Consider the following 24904-nt stretch of genomic DNA (forward strand, 5'->3'; position numbering starts at 1 on the left):
CGAATTGCCGGGACGGCGCGACAATGTTTCGCGATCATGGCCGGCGGTCCCTGCAGTGTCGATTCATCACTGCTTCGCCACGATAAGGCCCGCGATCAGCAGTCGAGGACAACATCGCCGCGCGGGATCGCCTGGCACAGAAGGACCTGGCCGCGCGCCAGTAACGGCTCTTCGCCCGCCGGATAGGCCGCCTTTCCGCTCACGATGCGCTGGGTACAGGACTGGCATTCGCCATTGCGGCAGGAGTACTGCACGTCAACGCCATTGGCGAGCGCGAGATCGAGCAGGCTGCCGGATTCCGGCGTCCATGTCGCAGTCCGGTCGGAGCGCGCGAAGGTAACGCCGCATGGCTCGGCAGCGCCGGTGATCAATCCGGCGAAAGTCCCTCCATCGCGGGCTTCGAAAGCCTCGGTACGGATACACTCCGGCGCGGCGCCCAGATCAACCAAGCCCTGACGCACCGACGTCATGAACCCTGCCGGCCCGCACAGATAGAAATCGCAGCCGTCAACCGGCAGATGTGCCGCCAGCACCGACGCGTCGAGCCGGCCACGATGATCGCAGTCATCGCAGGGCCCCGGCTGCGAATAGGCGGTCAGCAGCCTGATGGCGGGATTGGCCTGCGCCGCACGCTGCACCTCCTGCCGGAACAGGTGATGTCCGCCGCTGCGGGCTGCATGGACGAACCAGACGGGGCGCCCGTCGCTTTCCGCGGACAGTTGTTCCAGCATCGGCAGCAGCGGCGTCACCCCGACCCCGGCGCTGACCAGCACCACCGGTCGCCGCGAGCCGGCGTCGAGTACGAACCTGCCGGCCGGGGGGCCGAGAAGCACTTCGCTGCCGATGTCGATGTCGCGATGCAGGCGAGCCGACATGCCGTCGCTGTCGATGCGCCGAACGGTGATGCGCAGCGCGCGTGCGCCGGGCGTGCCGGAGACGGAGTAGCAGCGGCGCGACGCGGGCCGGCCGCCGACACCCGGCAGCGACACCGTTACGTATTGTCCCGGCAGCACGCCGCCGACGGGCGCACGGTCGCGTGGCGAAAACACGAAGGACACCACGTCCGGGCTCTCCTGACTGCGCCCGGTGCAGACGAAGCGGCGCAGCCCGGTCCATGCGGTCGGCGGTGTATCGTTCCAGATCCGCGACCGCGCGAACGCCGCCGAGCAGTGCAGAAAGACCTCATCCGTCTGGATGACCACCCGGCGTGGTCCATCGCCTTCGCGGCACACCCCGTTGAGCCTCAGATTGTCGCATCGTCCCGGCTCGACCGCGAGCAGCGCGCAATCCTTGGCCTCACCGGTACGACTGTCCTCATCGAGGTCCAGCACGAATATCTCACTGTCATCATCGTGCTGTGGGCGAAGCGTCGATCCTCCGACGAGATTGATCGACAGTCCGCCATGTTGATCCTGGCGCGCCAGGACGATGAATCGCGCTTCGTCGATGAAGTCCATGAAGCCGGGACCGGCGGCGCTGAACGCCTTGTTCTGCACCAGCGCGCTCGGCGTTCCGTAGACGTCGCGCAGGCCGGTCTCGGCCAGCCGGTCTTCAGATGCCACGTCGCGGAGCACGGGCTGGCGACCGCCGTCGACCTGCCATTTGCCGTCGCTGGCGTAGATGCCAAGCGCATCCAGCGGCGGCTTCCTGTCGGCCGGATCGATCCAGAAGCCGCTTCGGCGAAACGCCTCGCTTTGCACGAATTCCATCCGCGTCGGCGTCAGGACGAGCACGCTCAGCGGCGGGTTCTCGTCGGCGGGAAACGCGCCGATGTCGTCGTCATGCCGCGAGATCGCGGCGCGTGCGGCCACACGCAGATAGTCCTCGCAGCCCCGGTTAAGCAGGACCAGCGCGACGTCCGGATTGCTCAGCACGTTCGAGAGCGTGTCCAGCCGACGATTGCCGATGTAGTCGGGAAGGAGAAGACAGCCATCCCCCCGCAGCCGGACAACGCATGGCTGGCCGCCGCGCGGCGAGACGTCCATTGCGCCATCGGCGTCGCGCGAGGCGATGAAGAGCAGCGTCGACCGTTCGATGAAGCGCCGAGTGCAATCATCCATGGCGTCCCTCAGACCGTTTCGTGGGCCGCCGCGCGGCGAGCGAAGAAGTCCCGGCCCGGAACCGCATCCAGCAGCCGCCGCGTATATTCGGCGCGGGGCTCATCGAACAGCTCGGAGGTCGCCGCCTGCTCGACGACGCAGCCCTTTTCCATGACGACGATGCGGTCGGCAATCTCCCGGGCGACCCGCAGATCGTGCGTGATGAACAGCATGCTGAGCCCCATCTCGGCTTTCAGGTCGGACAACAGCTTCAGCACCTGTGCCTGCACCGATACGTCGAGCGCCGACACCGCTTCGTCGGCGATGAGGCAGACGGGATCGAGGGCCAGCGCCCGCGCGATGCAGATGCGCTGCCGCTGACCACCGGAAAACTCGTGCGGAAAGCGGTCCAGCGTGTTGGCGCCGAGCCCCACCTTGTCCAGCCAGCGCTTAGCGATGGCGACGGCGTCGGCTCGCGACGCGCCGAACGCCATCGGGCCGCGCACGATGCTTTCGCCGATCTTCAATCGCGGGTCGAGCGAAGCGTACGGGTCCTGGAAGACAATCTGCACCTTGCGGCGAAACTGGCGCAGCGCTTCGCCCCGCATGGCACGGACGGGCGCGCCGTCGAATACGATGTCGCCCGCGTCGGGCTCGATCAGGCGCAGCACCATGCGTGCCAGCGTCGACTTTCCCGAGCCGCTCTCACCCACCACGGCGAGCGTGTCGCCGCGATTGAGCACGATGTCGATCCCTTCGGCGGCAACCACGCGGCGCGGTGCGGAGAGCAGGCCCTGCCGCGTGGTGAAGACCTTGCGCAGACCCCTGACCTCCAGAAGCGGCGCGCCGTGATTCTCGACCGACCGCACCGCGCCCCGTCCGGGAACGGCGTCGAGCAGGTCGCGCGTGTAGACTTCCTTCGGATCGTTCAGCACAGAAGCGGCAGCGCCCTGCTCGACGACCTTGCCATGCCGCAGCACGACGACGCGGTCGGCGATGTCGGCGACGACGCCGATATCGTGGGTGATGAACAGCACGCCCATGTCGCGCTTCTTCTGCAGGCTGCGTATCAGGTCGAGGATCTGGCGCTGCGTCGTGACGTCGAGGGCGGTCGTCGGCTCGTCGGCAATCAGCAGGCGCGGATCGTTGGCCAGCGCCATGGCGATCATCACGCGCTGGCGCTGCCCGCCCGAGAGCTGGAACGGATAGGCCGACGAAAGCGATGCAGGATCGGGCAGGCCGACCTGGCCGAAAAGCTCGCTGACGCGCGCGTCGACGTCGCCCGACACCGTCGACCCATGGGTTCGGATCGCCTCGGCCACCTGGTTGCCGACACGCGCCAGCGGATTGAGCGCGGTCAGCGGCTCCTGGAAGATCATCGCAATCTTGTTTCCGCGCAACGCGCGCATCTCGCGGGGCGGCAGGCCGAGCAGATCACGGCCGGCAAAGCGGATCGCGCCCTGCTGCACCTTCACCTTGGGCGGCAGCAGGCCGAGGATGGCGTGTGCGGTGACCGACTTGCCCGAACCGCTCTCGCCGACCAGGCAGACGATCTCGTTCGGGTTCACCGCCAGGCTGACGCCATCGACCGCGCGGGTGCGGTCGGCGCCTTGCGGCAGGCCGACGACGAGGTTCTCGATGGCAAGCAGCGGCTCGGTCATGCGCGCGAGATCCTCGGGTTGAGCGTGTCGTTCAGCGCTTCGCCGACGAGGTTGATGGCAACCACGGTCAGCAGGATCGCGAGGCCGGGAAAGACGCTCATCCACCATGCCTGGCGGATCACGGTGCGGCCGGCGCCGATCATGTAGCCCCAACTCATGAAGCTCGGATCGCCCAGCCCCATGAAGGACAGCGCCGCCTCGATGAGGATCGCAGCCGCCACCGTCAGCGATCCGGCGACGATGATCGGCGACACCGCATTGGGCAGGACGTGGCGCACGACGACGGAGAGTGTCGACTGGCCCTGGCAACGTGCGGCCTGCACGAACTCGCGCTGGGAAACCGTGCGGACCTGCGCCCGCGTCAGGCGGGCGAGCGGCGGCCAGCTCACCAGCCCGATCGACAGGATGATGGTCGTGATCGACGGTGTGAGGATGGCGACGAAGAGGATCGCGAGCACGAAGCTCGGAATCGTCTGGAAAATCTCGGTGAAGCGCACGATGGCCATGTCGACCGCGCCGCCGGCATAGCCCGCGATGCAGCCCAAGACGACGCCGATGCACAGCGCCGTCAGTGTCGACGCAAAGCCGATGACGATCGAGATGCGGGCGCCGTGGGCGATGCCCGCCGCGATGTCGCGGCCCAGCGTGTCGGAGCCCAGCAGCATGCCGTTTTCGCCCGGCGCGCTGAACGGAATGCCGGCCATTTCCCAGGGCGAAGCGGGATAGAGCAGCGGGGCGGCGACGGCAAGGAGGCATACGAGGCCTAGCAGCACGAGCCCCACGATGCCGGCAGGGCGGCGGAGAAACGCGCGGGTGAAATCCTGCATGGCTGTTCTCCTATCGGCTCTTGATGCGCGGATCGATGACCCGGTGCAGGAAGTCGGTCAGCAGGTTGGTGGCGATGACCAGCATCGACATGATGAGGAACAGGCCGAGAAGGACGGGATAGTCGCGCGCGGTCACCGCATCGTAGGTCAGCCGGCCAAGCCCCGGCCACGAGAACACGGTCTCGACGACCACCGACCCGCCGATCAGCGCGCCGGCCTGCAGGCCGGCGAAGGTGACGACAGGGACCGCGGCGTTGCGCAGCATGTGGCGCGACAGGATCTGCGATTCGGAGAGCCCCTTGGCGCGCGCCGTGCGCACGTGGTCCTCATGCGACACCTCGATCAGCGACGAGCGCATGAGCCGCGTGTAGACGGCGAGGTAGATCGCCGCCAGCGTGACCACGGGAAGCACCAGGTGCCGCGTGACGTCGAGCGCGTATTCCAGCGGGCCGAAGCCGGATGAACGGATGTTCGAATAGCCGAAGGCCGGCAGCCATTCGAGCCGGATCGAGAAGATCAGCACCAGCATCAACCCGAGCCAGAACACCGGCGTGGCATAGAGCAGGAGCGAGACGAGCGAGATTGCGAGGTCGGACCAGGTGCCGTGCCGCCTGCCCGCGAACGCGCCGAGCAGGACGCCGCCGATCAGCGACAGGAAGAAGGCGGAGAAGGTCAGCAGCAGCGTCGGCCCCAACCGCTCGAGGATGAGCTGGCTGACAGGCGCGCCCTGCCGGTAGGAATAGCCGAGATCCAACTGCAGCAGCTTGCCGATATAGGTGCCGAGCTGCACGAGGAATGGCTGGTCCAGCCCATACTCCGCCCTGATCTGGGCAAGGAAGGCCTCATCGGTGGCGCCCGACTGGCCGGCGATGACCTGGGCGGGGTCGCCGGGCGCGGAATGGATCAGAACGAAATTGATCGTCGCTATGACGAGGATGGTGAACGCGATCCCGGCGAGCTTAGCGGACAGGCGAGCGATGATGGACATCAGGCGTATGAGTTCCCTTGGCCTATCGGTCGCCCTGCGCCGGCAGGCCGAGCAGTCGATCGAGAACCCCGAGGAACAGCCCCGCCCCCGTCGGGATCAGCGCGTCGGGGAAATCGTAGTCCGGGTTGTGCACCATCGGCAGATCCATGCCGGCGCCCAGGAACAGCAGCGCCGATTTCGAGCGCGAGCCGAACAGACCGAAATCTTCCGCGCCGCGGATCGGCAGGTAGTCCGTCACCCGCGACAGCTTCATCCCGTCCACGGCCCCGTCGAAGATCGACGCGGCCTCGGTATCATTGATGCATGCGCGAAAGAAATTGTGGGTTGAATGGTCGACCGTCAGGCGCTCCTGCGCGGCCGTCTCGCGCACGATGCCCAGCATGTCCTCGAGCAGGCCGTTCATCGCCTCGTTCTGCGGCGTGCGCAGCGTCATGCGGATTTCCGCCGAACCGGGCGTGATGCCGAACACCGGCTTGCCCATCTGGACGCTCGTGATCGTGACGCGGCGGAAGCCGGGCTCGACGACATCGCCCGCCTCCAGCGTCCTGGCGGCGGCGATGATCCGCGACACCGCCATCGCCGGCGAAATGCCGGCTTCCGGCACAGACGCGTGCGACGTCTTGCCGGTCAGTTCGATCCGCAGCCCCATCGAGGCGCAGGTGATCTGGCCCGCCGCGACCGCAACATGCGCGAGAGGAAGGCCGGGCATGTTGTGGATCGCAAAGGCATAGTCCGGCGCGATCGCGTCGAACTTCGGATCGGCGAGCACCGCCTCCGCGCCATGCGCCGTCTCCTCGGCCGGCTGGAACAGCAGGACCGCCCTGCCCCGCGCCGGCCGCTGGACCGCCAGCCGCCGTGCGACGGCGGCCATGATCGTCATGTGCCCGTCATGGCCGCACATATGCGCCTTGCCATCCTTGAGAGAACGGTAGGGAAGATCCGAGATTTCGTGGATCTGGAGAGCATCAAGCTCGCAGCGCAGCAGCACCGCAGGCCCAGGTTCCGTGCCGTTGTAGACGAGTGCCACACCGTGCCCGCCAAGGTCGGTGATGACCTCGTCGGGCCTGGTATCGGCCAGGAAAGCGACCACTTCGCGCGCGGTCTCCGCCTCCTCGCCCGAAACCTCGGGTTGCTGGTGCAGCTTGTGCCGCCAGGCGCGGAGGGCATCGAGTTCCGTGTCGTCGAAATGCGGCATCATGCTGTCTGATACTCTCCTGTCTTGCGCTGGCGATCACTGTCGCGGAAAGGGCACGCCTCAGGCCGAGGCGAAATGCACCTTGCCGAAATTGGCGTTGATGCCCGTCGCCGAGTCGACGATATCCCTGAGACGGTCGTCGTAGATCGTCGGATATCTCTGCTCGCAGAGCCACAGCACGGGCATATCCTCGACCAGGATCTGCTGGACCTCGGTGTAGTATGCCTGCCGCTTCTCCTCATCCAGCTCCACTGCCGCGGCGTCGAAGAGTTCGTCCACCTTGGGGTTCGAGTAGCCGGCGGTATTGGAGAACATGACCCCCTTGCGGATGTTGGAGGAAACGTAGGTGCGCGCCACGCCGAGCGCCGGATCGCCGTTCTGGTAGACCTGGTTGCCGGAGATGTCGAAATCGCCGTTGCTCACGGCTTCGACCCAGCCGGCGAGATCGTTGCTTTGCAGTTCGACGTTGATGCCGCCCTTGCGCAGCGACTCGCGCACATATTCGGCGATCCGGGTCCACACCTCGCCCGCCGGCACCATGGTGAACTTGAGCGTGGCGCGCATGCCGTCGGCGCCGGGCTTCAGGCCCATCTCGTCAAGCAGCGCGGTCGCCTTCTCGACGGAAGGATCATAGGTCTTCACGTCGGTCTCGTAGAAGCGCATCGACGATGCGATGGGGCCCGTGGCCGCGCGGGCAAGGCCGAACAGGATGCGGTCGCGGACGAATTCGCGGTCGATCAGGTGCATCAGCGCCTGCCGGAAGCGCTTGTCGTCCATCGGCGGGCGGCGGCAGTTCAGCTCGATCCACACCATTGGCGAGAAGTATTCGTAGCCGTCGGTCGTCATGTCGAGATGCGGCAGTTCCGAAAGACGCGCCACGTCGAACGGTTCGATGTCCTGCCATTGCGCGAGCTGCGTTTCGCCCTGCTCCATCGAGACCGCGCGCGAGGCGGCGTCTGGGATGACGCGATAGTAGATCTCGCGCAACCGGGGCTGCTCGGGGCGGTAATAGTCCTCGAATGCGGTGAGATGGATGTGCGAACCGCGCACCCATTCGTTGAAGCGGAACGGACCGGTGCCGATCGGGTCCTGCTCCGCGCCGGCCTTGCGAAAGTCCGTGCCCTCCATGAGGTGGCGCGGCAGCATCGGCGCCGACGCCGTCTCGAATGCCATCAGGAATGCCGGAAAGGCCTGCTTCAGGGTGAAGACGACGGTATAGTCGTCGGTCGCTTCGATGCTTTCGCAGCGCTCGAACACGGCGCGGGCGCGTGGATGCGTTTCCGGCAGCAAAGACGTGCAGGAGAAGACGACATCGGCGGCGGTGAAGGGCTCGCCATCGTGCCACTTCGCGTTGCGAACCAGATGGAACGTATAGGCCAGGCCATCCTCGGAGACCTCCCAGGAATCGGCCAGCAGCGGCTGCGGCGACAGATCCTTTGCGTAGGCAAGCAGCCCCTCGTAGATCTTTCCTCCCACCACACCGGTGGGCGTCTGCTGGTTGATGCCGAGGTTGAGGATGGTCGGCTCGGGCTGGATGATCGCAGTCAGCGACCCGTCGGCCTCCTGGCCGAAGGATTGCCCCGCGAAGACCGTGGAGCCGATCGTTGCCGCCAACATCAGGTTGAATTCTCGCCGATTCATGTCAGGTCTCCCTTGCCTAGATTGCGTGTTCCCTACGCGTTGTAGGCAAGACCATAGGTAACGCTGGCCGCCGCCTTCAATGTCGCGGACACACACAAGCCGCAACCGGCAGTGTCGTTCGTCGACAAATAGGCGTGACGGATCGAAGGGTGGAGCGTGGACAGACCTTGTGACAGGCGATGCGTGCTACTGCGCGGCGCTCGCGAGCACCATGACCGGGATCGTCGGGAGATTGACGACGGCATGCACCGCCACCGCCGGCCACACCGATCCGCTGCGCCGAAAAATCTCGCCGGCGATCAGCCCTGTGACAAGTGCGGCTGGAAACACGAGATTGATCCCGTGGAAAAGCGCGAAGATCAGCGCGCCGCCCACCACGCCGACCAAGGGCCCGTAGCGCAGCAGCGCGGTCGTGACGACGCCGCGAAACAGCAACTCCTCGCCGAGCGGTGTAAGAAGCGTCATGAAGAGCGTGGCCAGCATGACGGTCCAGAGGCCGCCGCTTGCGCCGATGGCGTAGATTTCCTGCGGGTTCGACTGATCGCCAGTGAGCGCGAGGTAGCCGAGGATCGACAGGCTCTTGAGCACGAAGGCGGCAATGCCGGCTCCGACGCCCATCAGCATCCACCGTGCCGTCGTCCGGCGAACGCCGAAGGCCGGCCAAGAACGAATGCGCAGCCAGTACGCCGCCATGAAACCGGCGAGACCACCGATCCCCGACAGCGCCGTGAAGATCAGGCCGATCACGATCGGATCGAGCGGCATCCTGGAGATGAGGATGCCGCCGCCATAGCCGACGATCGCCAGGCCGAGAAGGCCGGCAGCCACCTCGGGCCAGCCCGGAGTGTCGCCCCGTTGGGTTGCAGATGCGTCGGTCAAGGGCTCGGAGGGCATGGCAGGCATCGGCTGTCCAGGATTTCGTCTTCGGGGACAGGGCATATGTTGCCTGCTTAGGGCAACTTCAAGCGCGTGCGTCAGGCCTTGGCCAGGCCGTCCTTGCGCAGCGCGACGAGAAGTCCGCCCAGCACCCTGCGCAACTCGTCGAAATCACGATCCGACAGATGCCGGAAGGCGTTCGCCTCGATCCTGTCGGCGACGAGGTCTGCCTCGACCAGGATTTCACGGCCGGCATCCGTCAGCGTCGCGGTGAGGATGCGCTTGCTGCGCGCGCTCTGCTCGCGGGCAAGCAGCCCCCGCTTCTCCAGCGCCGAGACGATCTCGTTCATCGTCTGGGGCGTGACAAAGAAGCGCCGCGACAACTCGGCCGAGGAGATGCCGTCCCGCGTTCCGACGATGCTCAGCACGGTGTACTGGATGCCGGTGAGCCCCAGCGGCCGGAGATCCTGCTCGATCTGCATGCGCACGGCCTGGTTGGCCTGGTTGAGCAGATACATCGTCCTGGGCCGCAGCGCGGCCCGCGCCAGGATGGCGTCGTCTCGTCTTGACAATATCAGGGTTCCTTATGTATGGGACCTTGATCCTTTTAGCGCACGGAGCCGTGAAATGACAGCCAGCAATCCATCTTCGCCGACCCGGGACGGCGCCGAAAAGCCATGGGGCGAGTTCGTCACCGTCACCGTCGAGGACGGCATCGCGTGGATCGCGCTCAACCGGCCCGACAAGCGCAACGCCATCAATCCGGGCATCGTCTATGAGATGAACGCCGTGCTCGACGCCATGGAGGAGGACGACGACGTGCGCGTGCTGGTGATCACCGGCGCGGGCGACGCATTCTCCGCCGGCCAGGACCTGAAGGAATATTTCCGCATTCCCGATGCCGGCCCGGCGCTCGATCGCGAGCGGCTCTACCGCGCCAATGCCGCCTGGCAGTGGCGGCGCATGATGCATTATCCCAAGCCGACGATCGCCATGGTCAATGGCTGGTGCTTCGGCGGCGCCTTCCAGGTGCTGATCGGCTGCGATCTCGCGATCGCCGCCGACGAGGCGACGTTCGGGCTGTCGGAGATCAACTGGGGCATCATCCCGGCCGGCATCGTCACCAAGTCGGTGGCCGAGGTGATGAGCCAGCGCGACGCGCTCTACTACATCATGACGGGCGAAAATTTCGACGGCAAGCGTGCCCATGAGCTTGGCCTCGTCAACTTCTCGGTGCCGCGCAGCGAACTGCACGCACGCACGAAGAAGCTCGCCGATACGCTGAAGGAAAAGAACCCCTTCGTGCTGCGCGCGGCCAAGAGCGCCTATCATCACGTCAAGTCGATGTCATGGGATTCCGCCCTCGAATACCTGATGGCGAAGTCGGACCAGACGAAGTTCCGCGATCCCGAGCAAGGCGACCAGCAGGGCATGAAGCAGTTCCTCGACGAAAAGGCGTTCAAGCCCGGCCTCCAGTCCTACGACCGCAACCGCTGAAAAACATGCCAGACCGCCGCCCCAGCATCGAGAGGCTCCTGCGCCCGCGTTCCATCGCGGTCGTGGGCGCGTCGGCCGAGCCGTTCTCGCTCGGCAACAACGTCATGTCCAACTTCGCCACCTTCGGCTATTCCGGCGCGATCCATCCGGTCAGCCGGAGGAACGACGAGGTCGAGGGCCATGCCTGCGTCAAGTCGATCGACGACCTGCCGGATGGCGTAGACCTCGCCGCGCTTGTGGTTCCGGCCGGCGCGGTGCGCCAGTCGATCGCCGACTGCGCGCGCAAGGGCATCGGAGGGGCGGTGATCTTTGCATCCGGTTTCGCTGAACTCGGCGAAGACGGCATCGCCGAGCAGTCGGAAATCGCCCGTATCGCCCGCGAGGCCGGCATGGCGGTGCTGGGCCCGAACTGCCTCGGCTTCACCAATTTCGTCGCCGGCGTGCCGCTCACCTTCGAGCGCATCCGGCCGATGACGCTGTCGGCCCCGGGCGTCGCCATCGTGGCGCAGAGTGGCGCCATGACCGGTAACATCCGCGAGGCGCTGCGCAGCCGAAGCCTGCCGATCGCCTATGCGATCTCCACCGGCAACGAGGCGGTTCTGTCGGCCGAGGAAGTCCTGGCCGCGCTTGTCGACGATGCGATGGTCGGCTCGTTCGCCGCCTTCGTCGAGCAGATCCGTGACCCGCAGGCCTTCCTCGCCTTCGCCCGCGCCGCCGCGGAGCGCGGCAAGCCCGTGGTGCTCATGCATCCCGGGCGCAGCCAGCGCTCGCGCGAAGCGGCCCAGTCGCACACCGGGGCAATGGCCGGCGACCATGCGGTGATGGAGACCTTCGTCGCAGCCGCCGGCGTGTCGCTGGTCGCCAGCTTCGACGAACTCTTCGACACGACGCTTCTGCGCCACCGCTATCCGGGAGCGCGCGTAGATGGGCTCGGCATCGTTACCAATTCCGGCGCCGTGCGCGGCTTCTGCCTCGATTTCTGCGAGGAGCTGTCACTTCCGCTGCCGCTCCTGAAGCCGGAAACCACGGCGGCGCTGGAAGGCGTGCTTCCCGATTTCGCCGCAATCGACAACCCGCTCGACATCACCGCCATGGGCATGAGCAAGCCGAGCCTGTTCGGCGACAGCTGCGCGGCGATGCTTGCCGACGACGGCGTCGACGCTGTACTTCTCGCCGCCATGGGCGGCGCGCCGAAACAGGTGATGGCCAAGTGGAACTCGCTCAAGCCGGTGATGGCAAGCGCGACGAAGCCGGTCGCCATCGCCTTCCTCGGGGACGAGCAGCCGATGCCCGAGGAGTTCCTCGACGAAATCCGCGCCGCCGGCGTGCCGTTCTTCCGCTCCCCGGAGCGCGCCATGCGCGCCTTCGCCAACATCGCCGCGAGCGGCAATCCCGTGCCGTTGCCACAGGCGGTTGCGCCTTTGGCGGGCGAACCCCAAATCATCGCCGAGCACGAAGGCAAGGCGGTCCTGGCACGCGCCGGCTTTGCGGTGCCTGCGGGAGAACTTGCGACGACGCCGGACGCTGCCTGCGCCATCGCCGCGCGCATCGGTTATCCCGTCGCGCTCAAGGTGCAGTCAGCGGCGATTGCCCACAAGAGCGATCTCGGCGGCGTCAAACTCAAGCTCACCGACGAGGCAGCACTTCGCACGGCGTGGCGGGACATCGATACGGCTTTCGCCGGCCATGAGGCGGGCCAGATCGACGGCATGCTGGTCGAAGCGATGGCCGCGCCCTTCCCGCTCGAGCTTGTCGTTTCGGCCCGTCGCGACCCGGCATGGGGCGCGGTGGTGATCGTCGGCCTCGGCGGCGTCCTGACCGAGCTGATGCGCGATATCCGCATGATGCCGGCAGGCCTGCCTGCCGAAGAGATCGAACGCCGGCTGTTGTCGCTGAAGGGTGCGGCGCTGCTGCAGGGCTACCGCGGCGCACCGGCGCTCGACGTGGGCGCCGTGGTCGCGCTCATCGAGGCACTCGGACGGCTGGTTCTAACCGATCCGGCGATCGCGGAACTCGAGATCAATCCGGTCGCCGTCTACCCGAAGGGACAGGGCGTGCGCATCCTCGACGTGCTGATGAGCCGGAGAGGCTGAAGGAGGCGCGGTTGGACTTTTCGTTCAGCGACGAGCAGCGCATGCTGCGCGACAGCGTGCGCACCCTGATGGACCGGCACGCGCCGCCGGAGATGGTGGCGCGCCACGACCGCGAGCGGTTCTACCCCTACGAACTGCACGCCGAATGGGCACGGGCGGGGCTGATCGCGCTGCCGTTTACGGAGGCGCATGGTGGGCTCGGCGGCTCGGTAATCGACCTTGCCATCGTCGGCGAGGAGATCGCCTACACCAGCGCCGACTTCTTCATGGCATTCGCAGGCGGCGTCTTCTGCGGCCTCAACATCGAGCGCAAGGGCAGCGAGGAACAGAAGGCGCGGTTCCTGCCGCCGCTGCTGGCCGGCGACCTGCGCATGGCGATCTGCATCTCGGAAGCAGATGCCGGTTCGGACGTCGGCGCCATGCGCACCCGCGCCCGTCGCTCCGGCGACGCCTGGCTGGTCGACGGCCACAAACTGTGGTCGACCGGGGCCGGCGTGCGCGACACGCTGCTCAACGTCTACCTGAAGACCGACACCGCCGCCCACCATTCCAGGGGCATGTCACTGTTCCTGATCGACAACGACACGCCGGGCGTTCGTATCGACAAGCTCGACATGCTCGGGCGCGGCGCGACCGGCACCTACGAGATCCATTTCGACGACGTCGCGGTCGGCGAGGACAGGATCGTCGGTGGCGTCAATGGCGGCTGGGACTGCATCCTCGCCGGGCTGCAGGTCGAACGCATCACCTCGGCGGCAGGCAATTGCGGCGCGGCCCGCGCCGTCGTCGACCTCGCCGCCGACTATGCCCGCGAGCGCAAGCAGTTCGGCAAGCCGATCGGTGCCAACCAGGCGATCGCCCACATGCTGGCCGACATGAAGACCCAGGTCGAAGCGGCCCGCACCCTGATGTGGCAGGCGGCGTGGAAGGTTTCGAAGGGTGACGACGCGCTGGCCGAGATATCGATGGCCAAGCTGTTCTCGTCGGAGACCTACGCCAAGGTCGCAAACATGGGCATGCAGATCTTCGGGGCCTATGGCTACTCCATGGAGTTTCCCATGCAGCGCCATTACCGCGATGCCCGCAGCGCGACGGTCGCGGCGGGATCCTCGCAGATGCTGCGAAACCTCATCGCCCGCTCGATGGGCCTCAAGGTTGAGTAGGCGATATCAGGAATCTTGCTATCAGAGATTCTTTCAAGTAGATAACAGGTAGCCTTATATAGGCGCGGCCCTTCATCGGTCGGTGCCGTCTTTGATCAGGGAGGATCATGAACATGCACATTTCATTGCACGCAATCCGCAGCCTGTCCCTCGCGGCCGGCATCTCGCTCGCCACGACGGCCGTCGCGGTCGCCCAGCCAAGCCGCGCCACGATCGGCACAGGCCCCGCCGGAACCGCCTATCACCAGATCGGCACCACCGTGTCGGCGGCGATCCAGGACGCGCTGGGCATCCCGTCGACTGCCCGGCCCTTCGGCGGCACCTCGCAATACATCCCCATGCTGCATCGCGGCGAGATCACCATGGGCATAAACTCGGCACTCGACTCGTCGGAAGCTTATATGGGCCAGGGCGCCTATGACCAGCGGCTGACCGATATCCGCGCGCTGACGCTGATCTCGCGCTCGCCCTATGCATTCTATGCCCGCACCGAATCCGGCAAGACCACCGTCGCCGACCTGAAGGGCGAGCACATCATCACCCAGTACCGCGCCATCGCCTCGTTCAACCAGGTCAATGCGGCTATCCTGGCGACCGCGGGCCTGACGCCGGACGACGTCGACGGCGAGACCGTCGCCGGCATTCCCGATGCCACGCGGGCACTCGTCGAGGACCGCGTCGTCGCCTCCGCCTCGGTGCTCGGCATCCCGGCGCTGCGCGAAGCCGACGCCTCGATCTCGGGCGGGTTGCGCGTACTTGGCCTTGGCGACAACGAGGATGCGTTGAAGGAAGTCGCCGGCTTCTCGGCAACCACGCTCAACCCAGGGCCGGCCTTCGTCGGCATCACCGAGCCGACGCGCGTGGCGCAGTTCGACGTCTTCATGAATGTCGGCGCAAGCATGAGCGAGGACGACGCCTACGCACTGGTCAAGGCGATTCATGAGAGCTGGGGCGCGATGCAGGAAAATCTGCCGATGCTGCGCGCGGTGGCCGACGACCAGCTCGCCTCGCCCAATTTCAGCCATCCCTACCATGACGGCGCGATCCGCTACTTCAAGGAGATCGGCCTGTGGAGCGATGAGCACCAGGCACGCCAGGACGAACTTCTGGCCGGCTGATCAGCCAGTGAGGCGGCCGGCGACACGCCGGCCGCCGCATTTTTTCACCTTGTCCCTGCCAGAACGGGCGGATCGTCGACGTGTATCCAGCAAGTCAGCTTCTCCTGCGTTTCTACCAGTTCTTTCTGATGGTTGGCGGCATCGTCTGGGCCATCAACTTCCTGCCCCGTATCGGCATTTCGCTGATCGAGGCCGAATGGTTGGGGCCGTATCTGGGTGTCGCTGTCGCCGCCGCCTTCATCAGCCAGCCCTATGGCGAGAAGCCGGGCGCGATCGACATCGCCGCCGGCCTCGCCTCGATCGCCTGCTGGCTGTGGCTTGCCTATAATTTTCAGTTCTGGATTCTCGACATCGCCGGCGCAACGCCGTCGAAATTCGTGCCCGCGCTCATCGCGATCCTGCTGTTGATGGAAGCGATCCGCAAGGTGTGCGGATTGTCGATCACGCTGCTGGTGTGGGCCCTGCTCGTCTATGGCATGTTCGGCTACCTGCTTGCCCCGCCGCTGCAGGCCGACCAGGTGTCGCTGCAGCAGCTCTCTTTCTACCTATACTCCGACACCAACGCGATCCCGGGCCTGGTGCTCGTCATCATCGCGTCGATCGTGCTCGCCTTCATCGTGCTCGGGCGCCTGATGGAAGTCAGCGGCGCAACTCAGTTCTTCACCGACATCGCGCTTGCAATGATGGGCCACCGCCGCGGCGGGCCGGCCAAGGTTGCGATCCTTGCCTCGGCGCTGTTTGGCTCGATCAGCAGTTCGCCGGTCGGCAACATCATGTCCACGGGCATCGTCACCATACCGCTGATGCGCCGCACCGGCTTCCGCCCGCACCATGCAGCAGCCATCGAGGCGGTCGCCTCCACGGGTGGCCAGATCGCTCCGCCGGTGATGGGCGCCACGGCCTTCCTGATGGCCGAGTTCCTGCAGATCGGCTATGGGGAGGTCGTGCTTGCCGCGCTCCTGCCGGCCGTCCTGTATTATCTGTGCCTGTTCATGCAGGTCGACGCGGTCGCGGCGCGCGACGGGCTGAAGGGCATGGAACGCGCCGACCTGCCCCGCCTCGGCGCCGTCTTCGCCAAGGGCTGGATCTTCGTGCTGCCGCTGGCGGTGCTCATCTACCTGATCTTCTGGGCCAACATGACGCCGGGTTTCGCCGCCCTTGCCTCGGCCGCACTGCTGCTCGTCCTGGCGCTGTTCATGGGACGCATGCGCACGCTCGACGAATGGAAGCGGCTGATCCTCGACGGAGGCCAGTCAATCGTGCCGCTGGTGCTGATCGCGGGCGCCGCCGGCATCGTCGTCGGCGTGATGAACATCACCGGGCTCGGCCAGTCGCTCTCCTTCGTGCTGTCGCGCATCGGCGAGAACTGGGGCCTGTTCGGCATGCTGGTGATCACCGCGATCCTGTCGATCATCCTCGGCATGGGCATGCCTTCGACCGCGATCTACATCATCCTCGCCTCGATCATCGCCCCGGCGCTTACCACGATGGGCGTGCCGGTGCTGGCGGCGCATTTCTTCATCTTCTATTTCGGCGTTCTGTCGTTTCTGACACCGCCGGTCGCCGTGTCGAGCTTCGTTGCCGCCGGGCTGGCGGAAGCGGACATGTGGAAGACCGGATGGACCGGCATGCGGTTTTCCTTCGTCGCCTACCTCGTGCCGTTCATCTGGGTCTACGATCCAGCCCTACTGCTCGACGGAACATGGTTCGCCATCGTGCTGGTCTTTGCCACCACGGTTGCCGCGATCATGCTGATCAGCCGGTCGATGATGTTCCGGCGCACCACACTCACCTCCTGGGCGATCTATCTCGGCCTGTGGATCGGGGCGATTGCGGTCGGACTGTCGCCGATCTATGTCGGAGCCGAATCGCCTGTGGCCGCCGGCCTCGCCGTTCTCTCGATCGTGGGCTCCCTCTTGCTCGCAAGGCGGGATCGCCAGGCCGTCGCCTGACGTTCCCTACCCCAGCAGGCTGCGCACCTTGGCGATGGTTGCCGCGTCTTGGAGGGCGCGATGGACGGCTGCTGCGTCCGGTCCGGTGGCGCGGTCGCGGTCGAGAACCGGCGCCGCGGAGCGAACCGAGTCGTAGATGTGGGCGGTTAGCCCGGACAGCCTGACCGGTTCTATCCCGCGGCGCAAATCGACTGCCTGTGCCGCCAGCAGCGCCTCAATGGCGACGAGCCAGCGCAGCGGCTCCAATTGTTCGGCGAGCTTGGAGATCGCCAGCGTGGCGTTGGTGCCGATGTCCTCCACCATTTCCGAGACAACCATCGCGTCGAGGCTCGCCGGCGTAGCTTTCAGCCTGATCTCGGCATGCAGCGCCGCAAGAGACTTCTGCATCGGCACAAAGCCCGCCGACGCTCCGCCCACCGGCGACAGGTAGTTGGCAAGGCCGGAAAGGCGCCCGGTCATCAGCTTGATCGATCGCTGGACGCTGGCAGTGGCAAGCTGGGCGACGGCGATGGCCAGCGTGTCGAAACCCAGCGCGATCGACGCTGTGAGGAAGTTCGCAGACGGGCGCACCGCGCCATCGATCACCAGCGGGTTGTCGGCCGCCGCGTTGAGCTCGATCTCGATCTCGCGGCGGGCCGCCTCGAGCGCGCCGAGCAGGGTGCCGGTCACCTGCGGCAGGGCGCGGAAGGAGATGGCGTCCTGCACCTTCTCCGGCGTTCGCGTGAAATAGTCGCTGGCGTCCAGTGCTGCGCGGAAAAGGGCTGCGGCCTCGACCTGACGGGCGGCGGGACGGGCGGCGGCGACATCGGCGTCGAAGATGTGTGGACTGGCGCCGAGGCCCTGGCAGGCGAGCGCTGCGACCGCGACATGCATCGCGGCCAAATCGTCGAGGGCCGCGATGGCGAGAGCGCCGGTCGCGGCCGTCACCGATGACGCGCTGCCGACGGAAAGCCCGTCCTTGGGCGCAAGGCGCTGTGGTTCCAGCCCTGCCCCCGCGAGCGCCTCAGCCGCCGGGACCACGCGTCCCTCAAAATACGCCTCTCCTTCCCCGATCACCACCGCCGCGATGCTCATCGTCTGAACGAGGTCACTCGCTCCGCTGGAGCCACGTGAGGGAATGACGGGAACGACGTCGCGCGCCAGCATCCGCGCCATGAGGTCGTAGACCGGCGCCGACACGCCTGCGCCGCCCTGGGCAAGGCCGGCAAGGCGGCAGAACAGCACCGCCCGGCAAACTTCTACGGGCAAAGCCGCGCCGACCCCCGCGACCCGCGCCATCACCAGCTCGGCCTGCAGCACGGCCGCCTCGTCCGCCTCGATCCGGTGGCCGATATTGCCGCCAAGCCCGGTGTTGAGCCCGTAGACCGGCGTGCCGGCGGCGAGATGTGCGTCGAGCACGGCGCGCGCCTCGTGCATGCGGCCGCACAGCGCCGTGCTGACCTCGGTATCGACGGGACCGCGCGCGGCGGCGGCCACATCCTCGACCGTCAGCCTCCGTTCGCCGAAGACCAGCCGCGTCATGCGTAGCGTAGCCGATGCCCCACGCCCATCGCCTGCGCCTTGGTCAGGAAGGCATGGCCGAGCGCGATGTCCGAAAGCGAAAGCCCGCGATGCCAGAACAGATTGGTCTCGTCGTCGCTCTCGCGGCCAGGCTTGGCGCCGGCGACGATCTGGCCAAGCTCGGCGTGCAGCGTGTCTTCTGACAGCTTGCCCGCCTCGACATGGGCGCGTAGCGAGCCGAACTTGCCGCCCTTGCACTGGCCCCAGTCATCCACGACCATCTTCGCCATGATGTCTGTGAGCGACAGCTCGACCGCGCTCATGGTGCCATATGGTACTATCAGCGCACCCGGCTTGATCCATTCCGTCTTCAGTATCGGTTCCGGCTGGCTCAGCCGCGAGGCCTCGACGATGATGTCGGCGCCTTCGACGCAGGAGCGCCAGTCGTCGGTGACCTTCACCGGCTTGCCGAGATCGCGGCTCAGGCGTTCGCCGAACGTGTTGCGGCTTTCAGGGCGGCGCGAATGCACCCGGATTTCATCGAAGTCGAAGAGGTGGTCGAGCAGGCGCACGTTCCAGTACGCGGTTCCTCGCGCGCCGATATGGCCGAGCACCTTCGAACCCTTGCGCGCCAGGTGCTTGGCGCCGATGGCGGTAACTGCGCCCGTCCGCATGTCGGTGATGCCGCTGGCGTCGAGGATCGCGGTCGGCTTGCCGGTGCGCGGATCGAACAGGTTGAGCACGCCGAATTCGGACGGCATGCCCTGCTTGTAGTTGTCGACGAAGTCGCCCACCACCTTGACGCCGGCCGCGTCGATCTCGCCGCCGATCCAGCCGCGCAGCACGTTGAAGTGGCCCTCGACGCCGGCGCGCGGCTCAAGATGCATGCGCGGCTCGATCACCGTCTCGCCGCGGCCCTGCATGGCGAGGCTGGTTTCGATCGCCGACAGGATCTCGGCATCGGTGAGCATGGCCGCCTCGATGTCGAAGCGGTTGAGGTAGGTAATGTAGATGGGAAGCATACGGCACGTCCTATGTTGGCTGTGCTATTGCTGCCCCGTCGACGGGAGAAAGACAAGGCATGGCGTAGCCTCAGCGACACGCCATGCTCTTATTCTGCGGGCAGCTCCGTCACCTCATAGGTCCAGACGCGGAACGACTTCAGGACGTGCGGCCCGAAGGAATTGATCAGCGGAATGTCTGCCGCGTCGCGGCCGCGCGCCACGACGATCCTGCCGATGCGCGGCTTGTTGTTGCGCGGATCGAAGGTGTGCCATTCGCCGTCGAGGAAGACCTCGATCCAGGCGCTGAAATCCATGGGATCGACGACCGGCACGCCGATGTCGCCGAGGTGGCCGTTGACGTAGCGGGCCGGAATGTTGAGGCAGCGGCAGAACGTCACCGCCAGATGCGCGAAATCGCGACAGACTCCGACGCGCTCGTTGAAGGCCTCGAAGGCGGTCCGCGTCGAGCGCGCCTGCATGTAGTCGAAGCGGATGTGGTTGTGGACGAAGTCGCACACCGCCTGCACGCGCCCCCAGCCGGGGGAGATATTGCCGAACAGGTCCCAGGCCGACTGGCTGAGGCGGTCGGTCTCGCAATAGCGGCTGCCCATCAGGTAGACGAGGCAATCGTCCGGCAGGTCGGCCACGGCGATCTCGCGTGCGTCCGGCACGATCCTGTCGGGCCTGCCGTCGTCCTTGATGGTGGCGTCGCCCCACATCGTCAGATCGCCTTTCGGAGCGACGAGCCGGAGGCACTTGTTGCCGAAGAGATCCCGGTAGCTCGTCACCGGAACCTCGGGGATGGTGAACGTCGTTTCGGCGACTGCGATGTCGCCGGCGCGGTCGTCATGGACCGAGAGCAGGCACACCAGCGGTGTCGGCTGCTCACAGGTCAGCGTGATTTCGTAGCCGTAGCGAATGAGCACTGGCAGTGGCCTAGCGGAAATCGGCGGCGGTGAGGATGTATGAGGTGCGGCGCGCCTGCGAATAGGCCTCGCGCGCCACATCGTGGATCGAGCTGCGGGCAGCATCGAAGGCGTTCAGGCAATCGGCTTCCGAGAGCGCCGCGCTTCCCGGCCGCGCCAGCGCGCTGGCCTCGACGAAGAACGGCACGGTGAACATGCCGTCATGTCCGATGAAGCGAATGGCATTGCGCGCTTCGTCGAAGCTGCGGCTGCGATTTGGGAATTCCAGGCTCATGGCAGGCGCTCCTTCGGGAAAGATAGAACGTCCGGACGGACGCCGTCGGGCTGCCGTCCGGTTCGTCATGCGTCTGGCAGCGTCAAGACCTCGTCAGGCTTTCGCGCCAGATCACGCGGTCAGGGCTTGGTGGCCTTGCCGCGCGGTGCATTGGCGTTCGTGGCGAGCTTGATCTGGCTGCCGAAAGCGCTTTCAGGCTTGGGCGGAACCTTCTCCTGCTTCGGCTTCCTGATCTCGCGCGTGCTTCGTTTCTGTCCCTTGGCCATGGCCGAACGTCCTTTCGATGAGTGAAGATCCGGATTGCGACACGCTCACCGGCTCGAGATCGTCCTGTGTCGTCACCCGCTCATGGCGTTCCTCGTCATTGCGGATACGGTATTGCGGCGAGTTTCCACGCGGCGGCAGCCGGGCGGTGATCTGATAGACGTCGGACGCCTGGGCAGGACGGCCAAAGCCACCCTTGATCCTTACCATCTGTCCGACTGCGAAGACGTGGATCGAGGCGTCGCGGCGCTCCTGGCGCGCATTTCTCTGTGCGATTGTGGCGGTGGTCATCATCGTTTCTGGTCCTTTTCGAGCGCGGCATCGAGGTCCGCGGGGTTCACAGGCACCATCTGATGTGTCCGACCTTCAATGCCGATCGCAGGCAAATGAACAAAGGCGCCGACACGTCGCCAGGCAAGGCGCGAGGAGGTTTCGATCAGCTCCTCGTCCTGGTCGACCCGATAGTCTCCCGCCGGCTGCGGGGCGTCGAAACCGGGCAGCAGGAAGGACGAGGAAAACCGGGCGACGGTCTGCGTGGTGCGTGTTGTCATGGTTGTTAAGTCTAGATGTCTCCGCCGATCGGGCGGATGGGTGTTCCAAAATGGTCCCATCCGAACCGGAAGAGGTTCAGGCTGCCAGTACATCCGTGGTCAGCACAGGAACGCTATTCCAGATTCGAACGGGTGGCACGCGCCGAAGCGGCGCGATGCGTTCTCTCGATAATTCGGTGGTGAATGGCGGGTCTCTGACACCGCAGAAGCCAAGTCGGCCAAATCAACGTAGTCGGAATATACGCTCATCCCTCGCATCACACAAGGCACGAGTGGATTTTTATTTTTAGCCGAAAATAAAAATTCCCGCTGTTTTTCTCGCTAAGGCGCGGTTTCGATGAAAACGGCGGGAATGGATGAAAAAATCTTGGCGCGCGGCAAGAATTTCCGTGACGGATATTTATCGCACGCCGCAGAAATACATTTGGCAGTCCTATCAATGGAGTGCCAGAAGGGCTATGTTGGACAGGTTGGCGCCCTATGCGCAGCCTTCAGAAAGCATTTTCATGAAATTCCGGCCACTCCACGACCGTGTCGTCATCCGACGCGCGGAAGGCGAATTGAAGTCCAAGGGCGGGATCATCATTCCCGACAACGCCAAGGAGAAGCCCCAGGAGGGCGAGGTGGTCGCCGTCGGCCCCGGCTCCCGCGACGACAGCGGCAAGCTGGTGGCGCCCGACGTCAAGCAGGGCGACATCGTTCTCTTCGGCAAATGGTCTGGCACCGAGGTGCGGATCGGCGGCGAAGACCTCATCATCATGAAGGAAACCGACATCATGGGCATTGTCGACAAGACCGAGGCGGCCTCCAAGAAAGCCGCCTGAGCAGCCCCGACGTCGACCCCCCGCACCATTACCGAACTGGAACAACACCATGTCTGCCAAGGAAATCAAATTCTCCACCGACGCGCGCGACCGCATGCTGCGCGGCGTCGAACTCCTCTCCAGTGCCGTGAAGGTGACGCTCGGACCCAAGGGCCGCAATGTCGTCATCGACCGTGCCTACGGCGCGCCGCGCATTACGAAGGACGGCGTGACGGTCGCCAAGGAAATAGAACTCGCCGACAAATTCGAGAACATGGGCGCGCAGATGGTGCGTGAAGTGGCCTCGAAGACCAACGATCTGGCCGGCGACGGCACGACGACCGCGACGGTTCTCGCGGCATCGATCCTGCGCGAGGGCGCCAAGCTCGTCGCCGCCGGCATGAACCCGATGGACCTGAAGCGCGGCATCGACCTCGCCGTCACCGCCGTCGTCAAGGAGATCCAGGCGCGGGCCACCAAGGTCAAGTCGTCGGCCGAGATCGCCCAGGTCGGCACCATCGCCGCAAATGGCGACGCGACGGTCGGCGCCATGATCGCCAAGGCGATGGAGAAAGTCGGCAACGAAGGCGTCATCACCGTCGAGGAGGCCAAGTCGGCCGAGACCGAACTCGACGTGGTGGAGGGCATGCAGTTCGATCGCGGCTATCTCTCGCCCTACTTCGTCACCAATGCCGAGAAGATGCGCGTCGAACTCGACGACCCGTACCTGCTGATCCACGAGAAGAAGCTCGGCAACCTGCAGGCGATGCTGCCGATCCTCGAAGCGGTGGTCCAGAGCGGCAAGCCGCTGCTGATCATCTCAGAGGACGTCGAGGGCGAGGCGCTCGCCACCCTCGTCGTCAACAAGCTGCGCGGCGGCTTGAAGGTGGCGGCCGTCAAGGCGCCCGGCTTCGGCGATCGCCGTAAGGCGATGCTCGAGGACATCGCGGTGCTGACGGGCGGCCAGATGATTTCCGAGGATCTCGGCGTGAAGCTGGAAAACGTCACGCTCGACATGCTCGGCAGGGCCAAGCGCGTGGTCATCGAGAAGGATACGACGACGCTTATCGACGGTGCGGGCGAAAAGGCCGGCATCGCGGCGCGCATCGCCCAGATCAAGGCGCAGATCGAGGACACCAGCTCGGACTACGACAAGGAGAAGCTGCAGGAGCGCCTTGCCAAGCTCGCTGGTGGCGTCGCCGTGATCCGCGTCGGCGGCGTGACCGAGACCGAGGTCAAGGAAAGGAAGGACCGGATCGACGACGCGCTGAATGCGACGCGCGCGGCGGTCGAGGAAGGCATCGTGCCGGGCGGCGGCGTGGCGCTTCTGCGGGGCCGCTCCGCCCTTGCCTCGCTGAGCGGTGAGAACCCCGACATCAGCGCCGGCATCTCGATCGTGCTGCGGGCACTCGAGGCACCGATCCGGCAGATCGCGGAGAACGCCGGCGTCGAGGGTTCGATTGTGGTCGGCAAGCTCGCCGACAGCAAGGACCGCAACCAGGGCTTCGACGCACAGACCGAGACCTATGTCGACATGATCAAGGCCGGCATCGTCGATCCCGCCAAGGTGGTCAGGACCGCGTTGCAGGACGCCGGGTCGATCGCCGCCCTGCTGATCACCGCCGAGGCGATGATCGCGGACATCCCGGCGAAGGACGGAGGCGCGGCCGGCAACGGCGGCGGCATGGGTTACTGAGCCGTGCCTGAACCGTTCGGTCATCGTGGCCGGAAGGCTGATCTTCATCCCCAATCACGAAGGAGCATGTCCATGGCCACGCAGAGCAACAGCAAGCAGACATTCAACCAGCGGCTGGGCGGCTACCAGCCCTCCAAGACCATGCTCGCATGGGCGGCCGCGGGTGCCGCCATCCTAACCATGATCGTCGGTTTCAGTTGGGGTGGCTGGGTGACCGGCGGCACCTCGCGCGACCTCGCCACCGAGGCCGCGCAGGTGGCTCACATGGAACTCGCGCGCGATATTTGCGTCGAGCGCTTCAATGCCGCGCCCGGCGCCGCCGCAAGCCTCGCGGAACTGCGCGCGATCACCAGCAATTCGGCCAAGCGTCAGTTCGTCGAGGCTGGCGGCTGGGCGACCATGCCGGGCCAGACCAGCCCCGACAGGCGCGGGGCCGACGCTTGCGCCACGGCGCTGGCGGCCTGACCCTCGAACGAGCCCGCGCGGGCCGGACCCATGTCCGCCGCGCGGCTTTCCCTCACGCTGACAAGGAGTGCCGCGATGATCAGCTTCAAGAAGAAGGACGAGCCTGCCAAGCCCTTGCCCGTCAAGGACGACGAGAACCGTTTCGAGCAGATCCGCAAGGCTGCCAAGGACGGCCATCGCAAGTCCGACACGGATGGGACACGCCGGCGCGACCGTCAGACGGCCGACGACAACAAGCTTATCTGACAGTCGCCTGCCGAGGGTCGATCCCTGTTGAGCACCGCGAGGTGCTCACCACGCATGCGCGTGACACCGATCCTTCGCACTACCCGCAATGGAAAGGGGCCTCGGCTTGCGCCGGGGCCCCTTCC

Annotated in this window: 23 protein-coding genes; 9 read left to right on the forward strand and 14 right to left on the reverse strand. The window is 65.9% G+C overall.

Annotated features, from left to right (window positions below):
- Positions 1–95 precede the first annotated feature (95 nt).
- The 8 genes from AAFN84_RS17240 to AAFN84_RS17275 form a co-directional block, all read right to left on the reverse strand.
- Entirely contained in the window at positions 96–2060 is a 1965-nt protein-coding gene (locus AAFN84_RS17240) for a pyridoxamine 5'-phosphate oxidase family protein (protein WP_347515872.1), read from the reverse strand.
- A gap of 8 nt (positions 2061–2068) precedes the next feature.
- Positions 2069–3700, reverse strand: coding sequence for an ABC transporter ATP-binding protein (locus AAFN84_RS17245; RefSeq protein ID WP_347515873.1), 1632 nt, complete (start codon positions 3698–3700; stop codon positions 2069–2071).
- Positions 3697–4527: an ABC transporter permease gene (locus tag AAFN84_RS17250; protein ID WP_347515874.1), complete on the reverse strand. Its 831-nt coding sequence runs from the start codon at positions 4525–4527 to the stop codon at positions 3697–3699. Before AAFN84_RS17250 ends, AAFN84_RS17245 begins: the two co-directional genes overlap by 4 nt.
- Before the next feature lie 10 nt (positions 4528–4537).
- Positions 4538–5515, reverse strand: coding sequence for an ABC transporter permease (locus tag AAFN84_RS17255; protein ID WP_347515875.1), 978 nt, complete (start codon positions 5513–5515; stop codon positions 4538–4540).
- Between the two features lie 22 nt (positions 5516–5537).
- Positions 5538–6710 (reverse strand): amidohydrolase, encoded by a 1173-nt coding sequence (locus AAFN84_RS17260; RefSeq protein ID WP_347516215.1) that lies wholly within the window; start codon positions 6708–6710, stop codon positions 5538–5540.
- Positions 6711–6770: 60 nt separating this feature from the next.
- Positions 6771–8351 carry an ABC transporter substrate-binding protein gene (locus AAFN84_RS17265; RefSeq protein ID WP_347515876.1) on the reverse strand — a complete coding sequence of 527 codons (1581 nt, stop codon included), beginning with the start codon at positions 8349–8351 and terminating at the stop codon, positions 6771–6773.
- Between the two features lie 186 nt (positions 8352–8537).
- On the reverse strand, positions 8538–9254 hold the full coding sequence (locus AAFN84_RS17270) for a type II CAAX endopeptidase family protein (protein ID WP_347515877.1): 717 nt from the start codon (positions 9252–9254) through the stop codon (positions 8538–8540).
- A gap of 71 nt (positions 9255–9325) precedes the next feature.
- Entirely contained in the window at positions 9326–9799 is a 474-nt protein-coding gene (locus tag AAFN84_RS17275; protein ID WP_347515878.1) for a MarR family transcriptional regulator, read from the reverse strand.
- Between the two features lie 55 nt (positions 9800–9854).
- On the opposite strand from AAFN84_RS17275, the gene AAFN84_RS17280 reads away from it, so the two are divergent.
- From AAFN84_RS17280 to AAFN84_RS17300, 5 genes are all read left to right on the forward strand, one after another.
- Positions 9855–10724 (forward strand): p-hydroxycinnamoyl CoA hydratase/lyase, encoded by an 870-nt coding sequence (locus AAFN84_RS17280; RefSeq protein ID WP_347515879.1) that lies wholly within the window; start codon positions 9855–9857, stop codon positions 10722–10724.
- 5 nt (positions 10725–10729) lie between these two features.
- Positions 10730–12817 (forward strand): acetate--CoA ligase family protein, encoded by a 2088-nt coding sequence (locus AAFN84_RS17285; RefSeq protein ID WP_347515880.1) that lies wholly within the window; start codon positions 10730–10732, stop codon positions 12815–12817.
- Positions 12818–12828: 11 nt separating this feature from the next.
- Positions 12829–13980: an acyl-CoA dehydrogenase family protein gene (locus tag AAFN84_RS17290; protein ID WP_347515881.1), complete on the forward strand. Its 1152-nt coding sequence runs from the start codon at positions 12829–12831 to the stop codon at positions 13978–13980.
- Between the two features lie 107 nt (positions 13981–14087).
- Positions 14088–15098: a TAXI family TRAP transporter solute-binding subunit gene (locus tag AAFN84_RS17295; RefSeq protein ID WP_347515882.1), complete on the forward strand. Its 1011-nt coding sequence runs from the start codon at positions 14088–14090 to the stop codon at positions 15096–15098.
- An 80-nt stretch (positions 15099–15178) separates the two neighbouring features.
- Positions 15179–17050 (forward strand): TRAP transporter fused permease subunit, encoded by a 1872-nt coding sequence (locus tag AAFN84_RS17300; protein ID WP_347515883.1) that lies wholly within the window; start codon positions 15179–15181, stop codon positions 17048–17050.
- Positions 17051–17056: 6 nt separating this feature from the next.
- Here AAFN84_RS17300 and AAFN84_RS17305 read toward each other — a convergent pair whose 3' ends face one another.
- The 6 genes from AAFN84_RS17305 to AAFN84_RS17330 all read right to left on the reverse strand — a co-directional run bounded on the left by AAFN84_RS17305 (position 17057) and on the right by AAFN84_RS17330 (position 21569).
- Entirely contained in the window at positions 17057–18571 is a 1515-nt protein-coding gene (locus AAFN84_RS17305) for an aromatic amino acid ammonia-lyase (RefSeq protein WP_347515884.1), read from the reverse strand.
- Entirely contained in the window at positions 18568–19572 is a 1005-nt protein-coding gene (locus tag AAFN84_RS17310) for an ornithine cyclodeaminase family protein (protein ID WP_347515885.1), read from the reverse strand. The genes AAFN84_RS17305 and AAFN84_RS17310 overlap by 4 nt, the downstream gene beginning before the upstream one ends.
- Before the next feature lie 89 nt (positions 19573–19661).
- Positions 19662–20480: a transglutaminase family protein gene (locus AAFN84_RS17315; protein ID WP_347515886.1), complete on the reverse strand. Its 819-nt coding sequence runs from the start codon at positions 20478–20480 to the stop codon at positions 19662–19664.
- A 10-nt stretch (positions 20481–20490) separates the two neighbouring features.
- The gene (locus AAFN84_RS17320; RefSeq protein WP_347515887.1) at positions 20491–20754 is read right to left on the reverse strand and encodes a DUF1488 domain-containing protein; all 264 of its coding nucleotides are present in this window, start codon (positions 20752–20754) and stop codon (positions 20491–20493) included.
- 192 nt (positions 20755–20946) lie between these two features.
- A complete protein-coding gene (locus AAFN84_RS17325) occupies positions 20947–21309 on the reverse strand; it encodes a hypothetical protein (RefSeq protein WP_347516216.1) in 363 nt (120 codons plus the stop codon).
- A complete protein-coding gene (locus AAFN84_RS17330; protein WP_347515888.1) occupies positions 21309–21569 on the reverse strand; it encodes a hypothetical protein in 261 nt (86 codons plus the stop codon). The genes AAFN84_RS17325 and AAFN84_RS17330 overlap by 1 nt, the downstream gene beginning before the upstream one ends.
- Positions 21570–22075: 506 nt before the next feature.
- Between AAFN84_RS17330 and AAFN84_RS17335 the strand changes: the two genes are divergently transcribed.
- The 4 genes from AAFN84_RS17335 (at position 22076) to AAFN84_RS17350 (ending at position 24779) form a co-directional block, all read left to right on the forward strand.
- Complete coding sequence (locus AAFN84_RS17335; protein ID WP_347515889.1) at positions 22076–22393, forward strand: co-chaperone GroES; 318 nt, start codon at positions 22076–22078, stop codon at positions 22391–22393.
- Positions 22394–22442: 49 nt separating this feature from the next.
- A complete protein-coding gene (gene groL / locus AAFN84_RS17340; protein ID WP_347515890.1) occupies positions 22443–24068 on the forward strand; it encodes a chaperonin GroEL in 1626 nt (541 codons plus the stop codon).
- A gap of 72 nt (positions 24069–24140) precedes the next feature.
- Complete coding sequence (locus tag AAFN84_RS17345; protein WP_347515891.1) at positions 24141–24533, forward strand: hypothetical protein; 393 nt, start codon at positions 24141–24143, stop codon at positions 24531–24533.
- A 75-nt stretch (positions 24534–24608) separates the two neighbouring features.
- Positions 24609–24779, forward strand: coding sequence for a hypothetical protein (locus tag AAFN84_RS17350; protein ID WP_347515892.1), 171 nt, complete (start codon positions 24609–24611; stop codon positions 24777–24779).
- Positions 24780–24904: the final 125 nt, after the last annotated feature.

Source organism: Mesorhizobium sp. CAU 1741 (assembly GCF_039839275.1).
GTDB lineage: Bacteria > Pseudomonadota > Alphaproteobacteria > Rhizobiales > Rhizobiaceae > Aerobium.

Coding starts and splice junctions, on each gene's coding strand:
- AAFN84_RS17240 (WP_347515872.1), bottom strand. CDS start 2,060: ATGGATGATTGCACTCGGCGCTTCATCGAACGGTCGACGCTGCTCTTC.
- AAFN84_RS17245 (WP_347515873.1), bottom strand. CDS start 3,700: ATGACCGAGCCGCTGCTTGCCATCGAGAACCTCGTCGTCGGCCTGCCG.
- AAFN84_RS17250 (WP_347515874.1), bottom strand. CDS start 4,527: ATGCAGGATTTCACCCGCGCGTTTCTCCGCCGCCCTGCCGGCATCGTG.
- AAFN84_RS17255 (WP_347515875.1), bottom strand. CDS start 5,515: ATGTCCATCATCGCTCGCCTGTCCGCTAAGCTCGCCGGGATCGCGTTC.
- AAFN84_RS17260 (WP_347516215.1), bottom strand. CDS start 6,710: ATGCCGCATTTCGACGACACGGAACTCGATGCCCTCCGCGCCTGGCGG.
- AAFN84_RS17265 (WP_347515876.1), bottom strand. CDS start 8,351: ATGAATCGGCGAGAATTCAACCTGATGTTGGCGGCAACGATCGGCTCC.
- AAFN84_RS17270 (WP_347515877.1), bottom strand. CDS start 9,254: ATGCCTGCCATGCCCTCCGAGCCCTTGACCGACGCATCTGCAACCCAA.
- AAFN84_RS17280 (WP_347515879.1), top strand. CDS start 9,855: ATGACAGCCAGCAATCCATCTTCGCCGACCCGGGACGGCGCCGAAAAG.
- AAFN84_RS17285 (WP_347515880.1), top strand. CDS start 10,730: ATGCCAGACCGCCGCCCCAGCATCGAGAGGCTCCTGCGCCCGCGTTCC.
- AAFN84_RS17295 (WP_347515882.1), top strand. CDS start 14,088: ATGAACATGCACATTTCATTGCACGCAATCCGCAGCCTGTCCCTCGCG.
- AAFN84_RS17305 (WP_347515884.1), bottom strand. CDS start 18,571: ATGACGCGGCTGGTCTTCGGCGAACGGAGGCTGACGGTCGAGGATGTG.
- AAFN84_RS17310 (WP_347515885.1), bottom strand. CDS start 19,572: ATGCTTCCCATCTACATTACCTACCTCAACCGCTTCGACATCGAGGCG.
- AAFN84_RS17320 (WP_347515887.1), bottom strand. CDS start 20,754: ATGAGCCTGGAATTCCCAAATCGCAGCCGCAGCTTCGACGAAGCGCGC.
- AAFN84_RS17325 (WP_347516216.1), bottom strand. CDS start 21,309: ATGACCACCGCCACAATCGCACAGAGAAATGCGCGCCAGGAGCGCCGC.
- AAFN84_RS17330 (WP_347515888.1), bottom strand. CDS start 21,569: ATGACAACACGCACCACGCAGACCGTCGCCCGGTTTTCCTCGTCCTTC.
- AAFN84_RS17335 (WP_347515889.1), top strand. CDS start 22,076: ATGAAATTCCGGCCACTCCACGACCGTGTCGTCATCCGACGCGCGGAA.
- groL (WP_347515890.1), top strand. CDS start 22,443: ATGTCTGCCAAGGAAATCAAATTCTCCACCGACGCGCGCGACCGCATG.
- AAFN84_RS17345 (WP_347515891.1), top strand. CDS start 24,141: ATGGCCACGCAGAGCAACAGCAAGCAGACATTCAACCAGCGGCTGGGC.
- AAFN84_RS17350 (WP_347515892.1), top strand. CDS start 24,609: ATGATCAGCTTCAAGAAGAAGGACGAGCCTGCCAAGCCCTTGCCCGTC.